This is a genomic window from Rhizobium sp. 42MFCr.1, assembly GCF_000377185.1.
GTDB lineage: Bacteria > Pseudomonadota > Alphaproteobacteria > Rhizobiales > Rhizobiaceae > Rhizobium > Rhizobium altiplani.
The window spans coordinates 1-5670 of the sequence record NZ_KB897894.1 but is presented as its reverse complement, the minus strand read 5'-3'; the positions used below and the strand labels follow the sequence as shown (position 1 = coordinate 5670).

Sequence of the window (5670 nt, the reverse complement as noted above, 5' to 3'; positions counted from 1 at the left end):
GCCACCCTCACCATTAGATGGGCTGACCAACTTGGAATGCCCAGGCTCGTCTAACCTCAATCTCTCGAACCGCCCGGTGCGGACCCGCATGCCGGTGGTGTGGCAGGGGTGCGATCACATCGAGCGCCCCCTATGCCGATTGAATTCGATTTTGCAAGGGCTCAGCTCAGCAGCGGTAGGCCTTGCTCCATACCGTAGCCCAGCCGAACGTGGGCATCGTCGAAGCTGAGCCAGAAGAAACGGAACAGGATTGGCCCCCCGCCGCTGAACGGCGTCATTTCGCGATGCAGCCAGGTGGAGGGCTGCTCACCTTCAAGCGGAATGTGGAAGTAATGTCGCCGGTGGCAGACGTCGCTGCCATCCTTGTAGAAACGGTAGTCATTGACAACCAGCGGGGCGAGGGGAGTCTTAGACAGGATTCCCGTTTCTTCCGAAAACTCTCGAAGGGCTGCCGTGGCGATATCTTCGCCAGCTTCTACCGTGCCGCCCGGAACCTGAAGCTCGATCTCCGGAAAGTCCGGCTCATCGAAAACCAGCAGCCGGTCGCGCCAGGTTGCATAGATCAGCACCTTGAGCGCATCCGGCTTCATCGTTGCCTCAGCTGAAGCGGATGATCGCGACTTCGCCGTCGACGGCGCCCTGATAGGCGGAGGCGTGAGGCTCCTCGGACGGCACTTCGGTCAGCATGCCGATCTGGTCGAGGTCGGCCTCGATGAAACCTTCTTCCGCAAGCGCATTCAGAGCCTCGCGCACGGCGCTGTCGTCGTCGGCGGCCTTGAGCATGATATGGAGATCGACGCCCTCGCTGTTGTCGGACTCATAGCCCTTGCCGATGATGATGAAGACCATCGGGCCTTCGGAAATGTTGTCGTTGTGGGGGGCGGTGATCATCGGATGTCCTTCGATTCGAGATTTGAATCTGATTTCATGCGTTTAGCGTCTGCAATCGGTGATTCCATAGCCGCTTTTTACTGCAATGCTCAAGTTTATCTTGCTGTGCAGCAGCGAATGCGCCTAGAAGCTCCAAAAGAGCGCGTAGTGGCCGGGTTTCAAGGCGTTTGGCCGAAGTTTATTTCTTAACGGCCTTGACGAGACGACGGGAAACCAGTAGTACCCGCGCCATCCGGACCCATGTGAGGCATGGCCATTCGGGGCGACGCGCCCCGGAGATCACCTCAAACAAGGTTCGAAACGCACGTTGAAGATATGATGCCTGCACGCATGACGCATGTCTTTTGCGTCCTCTGCTCTCAGTGGTCCATCTGCGAAAGCGGATCGGGCCACGTTTTGCGCATTGAGACAAGCGTGTGATCTTGCCGGAGACGGCGCGAGTTACGCCCGCAAGGGATTGAGATATAAACGTAAGGGATGGTTGAATGCCTACCGTAAACCAGCTTATCCGCAAGCCGCGTCAGGCGAACGTAAAGCGTAATAAGGTTCCTGCCCTGCAGGAGAACCCGCAGAAGCGCGGCGTTTGCACCCGCGTCTACACGACGACGCCGAAGAAGCCGAACTCGGCTCTGCGTAAGGTCGCAAAGATCCGCCTGACCAACGGCTTCGAAGTCATTGGTTACATCCCCGGTGAGGGCCACAACCTTCAGGAACACTCTGTCGTCATGATCCGCGGCGGCCGTGTTAAGGACCTTCCGGGTGTTCGTTACCACATCATCCGCGGCGTTCTCGATACCCAGGGTGTCAAGAACCGCAAGCAGCGCCGTTCGAAGTACGGTGCGAAGCGTCCGAAGTAATTCGGCTTTGAAATCCCGGCGCTGCGCGAGGTCCTCCGCGTGGTAGAGCGCCTTTAACAATTGAAGAGACGAGAAGTATGTCCAGACGTCACAGAGCAGAAAAGCGCGAGATCAACCCGGACCCGAAGTTCGGCGATCTGGTTGTTACCAAGTTCATGAATGCAATCATGCTTGACGGCAAGAAGTCCGTCGCTGAAAGCATTGTCTACGGCGCATTTGACTCCGTACAGGGCAAGTCCAAGCAGGAGCCGCTCGGCGTGTTCCATCAGGCTCTGGACAACGTTGCTCCGCACGTTGAAGTCCGTTCGCGCCGTGTTGGTGGTGCAACCTACCAGGTTCCGGTTGATGTTCGTCCGGAGCGCCGTCAGGCCCTGGCCATCCGCTGGCTTATCGCTGCCGCGCGCAAGCGCAACGAAACGACCATGATCGACCGACTGTCGGGCGAGCTTCTCGATGCATCCAACAACCGTGGTTCCGCGGTCAAGAAGCGCGAAGACACGCACAAGATGGCTGACGCCAACCGTGCGTTCTCGCATTATCGCTGGTAATCCCGAACGGGTTCGAAAGGCAGTCCACAATGGCTCGCGAATATAAAATTGAAGACTACCGAAATTTCGGTATCATGGCGCACATCGACGCCGGCAAGACGACGACGACTGAGCGTATCCTTTACTACACCGGCAAGTCGCACAAGATCGGCGAAGTGCACGATGGCGCGGCCACGATGGACTGGATGGAGCAGGAGCAGGAGCGTGGTATCACGATCACCTCCGCTGCCACCACGACCTTCTGGAAGGGCCGTGACGGCAAGATGCGCCGCTTCAACATCATCGACACCCCCGGCCACGTCGACTTCACCATCGAAGTCGAGCGTTCGCTGCGCGTTCTCGACGGTGCGATTGCTCTTCTCGACGCCAACGCCGGTGTTGAGCCGCAGACGGAAACCGTCTGGCGCCAGGCTGAGAAGTACAATGTTCCGCGCATGATCTTCTGCAACAAGATGGACAAGACCGGTGCGGACTTCTACCGCTCCGTCGAGATGATCAAGACCCGTCTCGGCGCAACGGCTGTCGTCATGCAGCTGCCGATCGGCGCAGAAAGCGACTTCAAGGGCGTTGTCGACCTGATCGAGATGAACGCTCTCGTCTGGCGCGATGAATCGCTCGGCGCCCAGTGGGATGTCGTCGAAATCCCGGAAGACATGAAGGTCAAGGCTGAAGAATATCGCGAAAAGCTGATCGAGACCGTTGTCGAGATCGACGAAGCCGCGATGGAAGCCTACCTCGAAGGCACCATGCCCGACAACGATCAGATCCGCGCGCTCGTCCGTCGCGGCACGATCGACGTCAAGTTCCACCCGATGTTCTGCGGTACCGCCTTCAAGAACAAGGGCGTTCAGCCGCTGCTCGACGCCGTTGTCGATTACCTGCCGTCGCCGCTCGATATTCCGGCGATCAAGGGCATCGACTTCAAGACGGAAGCCGAAATCGAGCGTCACGCTGACGACTCCGAGCCGCTTTCGATGCTCGCATTCAAGATCATGAACGACCCGTTCGTCGGTTCGCTGACCTTCGCACGCATCTATTCCGGCAAGCTCGAAAAGGGTTCGTCGGTTCTGAACACGGTCAAGGACAAGCGCGAGCGCGTCGGCCGTATGCTGCAGATGCACTCGAACTCGCGTGAAGACATCGAAGAAGCCTTCGCAGGTGATATCGTTGCTCTCGCTGGTCTCAAGGAAACCACCACGGGTGACACGCTCTGCGATCCGCTGAAGCCTGTTATTCTCGAGCGCATGGAATTCCCCGAGCCGGTCATCCAGATCGCGATCGAGCCGAAGTCCAAGGGCGACCAGGAAAAGATGGGCCTCGCGCTCAACCGCCTGGCTGCTGAAGACCCGTCCTTCCGCGTCAAGACCGACCAGGAATCCGGCCAGACGATCATCGCCGGCATGGGCGAACTTCACCTCGACATCATCGTCGACCGCATGCGTCGCGAATTCAAGGTTGAAGCAAACGTCGGTGCTCCGCAGGTTGCCTACCGCGAAACCATCACGCGCCAGCACGAAGAAGACTACACGCACAAGAAGCAGTCCGGTGGTACCGGTCAGTTCGCGCGCGTCAAGATCGTCTTCGAACCGAACCCGGATGGCGAAGACTTCAAGTTCGAGTCCAAGATCGTCGGTGGTGCAGTTCCGAAGGAATACATTCCGGGCGTTCAGAAAGGTATCGAAAGCGTTCTGTCTTCCGGTCCGCTGGCTGGCTTCCCGATGCTCGGCGTCAAGGCGACGCTCATCGACGGTGCCTTCCACGACGTCGACTCGTCGGTTCTGGCGTTCGAAATCGCTTCGCGTGCTTGCTTCCGTGAAGCAGCCAAGAAGGCCGGCGCTCAGCTCCTCGAGCCGATGATGAAGGTCGAAGTCGTCACGCCGGAAGATTACGTCGGTGACGTTATCGGTGACCTGAACTCCCGCCGTGGTCAGATCCAAGGCCAGGAAAGCCGTGGTATCGCCGTCGTCATCGCCGCCAACGTTCCGCTGGCGAACATGTTCAAGTACGTCGATAACCTGCGCTCCATGTCACAGGGCCGTGCTCAGTACACGATGACCTTCGATCACTACGCGCCGGTCCCGTCGAACGTCGCAACGGAAATCCAGGCAAAGTATTCCGGTCAGAAGTGACCGGAATACCAATTGACCGATAACAAGAATTAGATCCCTCACGGGACCTTAAAAGAGTGGAGAGCCCAAATGGCAAAGAGTAAGTTTGAGCGCAACAAGCCGCACGTTAACATCGGCACGATCGGCCACGTTGACCACGGCAAGACGTCTCTGACGGCAGCGATCACGAAGTACTTCGGCGAGTTCAAGGCGTACGACCAGATCGACGCGGCTCCGGAAGAAAAGGCTCGCGGCATCACCATTTCGACGGCACACGTCGAATACGAGACCCCGAACCGCCACTATGCCCACGTTGACTGCCCCGGCCACGCCGACTACGTCAAGAACATGATCACCGGTGCTGCGCAGATGGACGGCGCGATCCTGGTTTGCTCGGCTGCCGACGGCCCGATGCCGCAGACCCGCGAGCACATCCTGCTTGCTCGCCAGGTTGGCGTTCCGGCGATCGTCGTGTTCCTCAACAAGGTCGACCAGGTTGACGACGCCGAGCTTCTCGAACTCGTCGAGCTCGAAGTTCGCGAACTTCTGTCGTCCTACGACTTCCCGGGCGACGACATTCCGGTCATCAAGGGCTCGGCTCTTGCCGCTCTCGAAGACTCCGACAAGAAGATCGGCGAAGACGCGATCCGCGAGCTGATGGCAGCTGTTGACGCCTACATCCCAACGCCTGAGCGTCCGATCGACCAGCCGTTCCTGATGCCGATCGAAGACGTGTTCTCGATCTCCGGCCGTGGTACGGTTGTGACCGGCCGCGTCGAGCGCGGTATCGTCAAGGTTGGCGAAGAAGTCGAAATCGTCGGCATCCGCCCGACCTCGAAGACGACGGTTACCGGCGTTGAAATGTTCCGTAAGCTGCTCGACCAGGGCCAGGCTGGCGACAACATCGGTGCTCTGGTTCGCGGTGTGAACCGTGACGGCGTCGAGCGTGGTCAGATCCTGTGCAAGCCGGGCTCTGTCAAGCCGCACAAGAAGTTCAAGGCTGAAGCCTACATCCTGACGAAGGAAGAAGGCGGCCGTCATACGCCGTTCTTCACCAACTACCGTCCGCAGTTCTACTTCCGCACGACGGACGTCACCGGCATCGTCACCCTGCCGGAAGGCACGGAAATGGTTATGCCTGGCGACAACGTCACTGTAGACGTCGAGCTGATCGTTCCGATCGCGATGGAAGAAAAGCTGCGCTTCGCTATCCGCGAAGGCGGCCGTACCGTCGGCGCCGGCATCGTCGCCTCGATCGTCGAGTAA

The 5670-nt window shown here is 58.8% G+C and carries 6 protein-coding genes; 4 read left to right on the top strand and 2 right to left on the bottom strand.

Going from position 1 to position 5670, the window contains the following annotated elements:
* Nucleotides 1-161: 161 nt before the first annotated feature.
* Both C934_RS0131335 and C934_RS0131330 read right to left on the bottom strand, forming a co-directional pair.
* Nucleotides 162-590: an NUDIX hydrolase gene (locus tag C934_RS0131335; RefSeq protein WP_018860450.1), complete on the bottom strand. Its 429-nt coding sequence runs from the start codon at nucleotides 588-590 to the stop codon at nucleotides 162-164.
* Nucleotides 591-597: 7 nt separating this feature from the next.
* Entirely contained in the window at nucleotides 598-891 is a 294-nt protein-coding gene (locus tag C934_RS0131330; RefSeq protein WP_018860449.1) for a hypothetical protein, read from the bottom strand.
* A 485-nt stretch (nucleotides 892-1376) separates the two neighbouring features.
* Here C934_RS0131330 and rpsL point away from each other — a divergent pair, with 485 nt between their 5' ends.
* From rpsL to tuf, 4 genes are all read left to right on the top strand, one after another.
* Entirely contained in the window at nucleotides 1377-1748 is a 372-nt protein-coding gene (gene rpsL / locus C934_RS0131325) for a 30S ribosomal protein S12 (RefSeq protein WP_003547537.1), read from the top strand.
* Nucleotides 1749-1825: 77 nt separating this feature from the next.
* A complete protein-coding gene (gene rpsG, locus C934_RS0131320; protein WP_018860448.1) occupies nucleotides 1826-2296 on the top strand; it encodes a 30S ribosomal protein S7 in 471 nt (156 codons plus the stop codon).
* Nucleotides 2297-2325: 29 nt separating this feature from the next.
* A complete protein-coding gene (fusA, locus tag C934_RS0131315; protein WP_018860447.1) occupies nucleotides 2326-4425 on the top strand; it encodes an elongation factor G in 2100 nt (699 codons plus the stop codon).
* Nucleotides 4426-4494: 69 nt separating this feature from the next.
* On the top strand, nucleotides 4495-5670 hold the full coding sequence (gene tuf / locus C934_RS0131310) for an elongation factor Tu (protein ID WP_018857113.1): 1176 nt from the start codon (nucleotides 4495-4497) through the stop codon (nucleotides 5668-5670).

What these genes read in the sequence shown, in the direction of transcription:
- C934_RS0131330 (WP_018860449.1), bottom strand. Translation starts at nt 891, where the DNA reads ATGATCACCGCCCCCCACAACGACAACATTTCCGAAGGCCCGATGGTC.
- fusA (WP_018860447.1), top strand. Translation starts at nt 2,326, where the DNA reads ATGGCTCGCGAATATAAAATTGAAGACTACCGAAATTTCGGTATCATG.
- C934_RS0131335 (WP_018860450.1), bottom strand. Translation starts at nt 590, where the DNA reads ATGAAGCCGGATGCGCTCAAGGTGCTGATCTATGCAACCTGGCGCGAC.
- rpsL (WP_003547537.1), top strand. Translation starts at nt 1,377, where the DNA reads ATGCCTACCGTAAACCAGCTTATCCGCAAGCCGCGTCAGGCGAACGTA.
- tuf (WP_018857113.1), top strand. Translation starts at nt 4,495, where the DNA reads ATGGCAAAGAGTAAGTTTGAGCGCAACAAGCCGCACGTTAACATCGGC.
- rpsG (WP_018860448.1), top strand. Translation starts at nt 1,826, where the DNA reads ATGTCCAGACGTCACAGAGCAGAAAAGCGCGAGATCAACCCGGACCCG.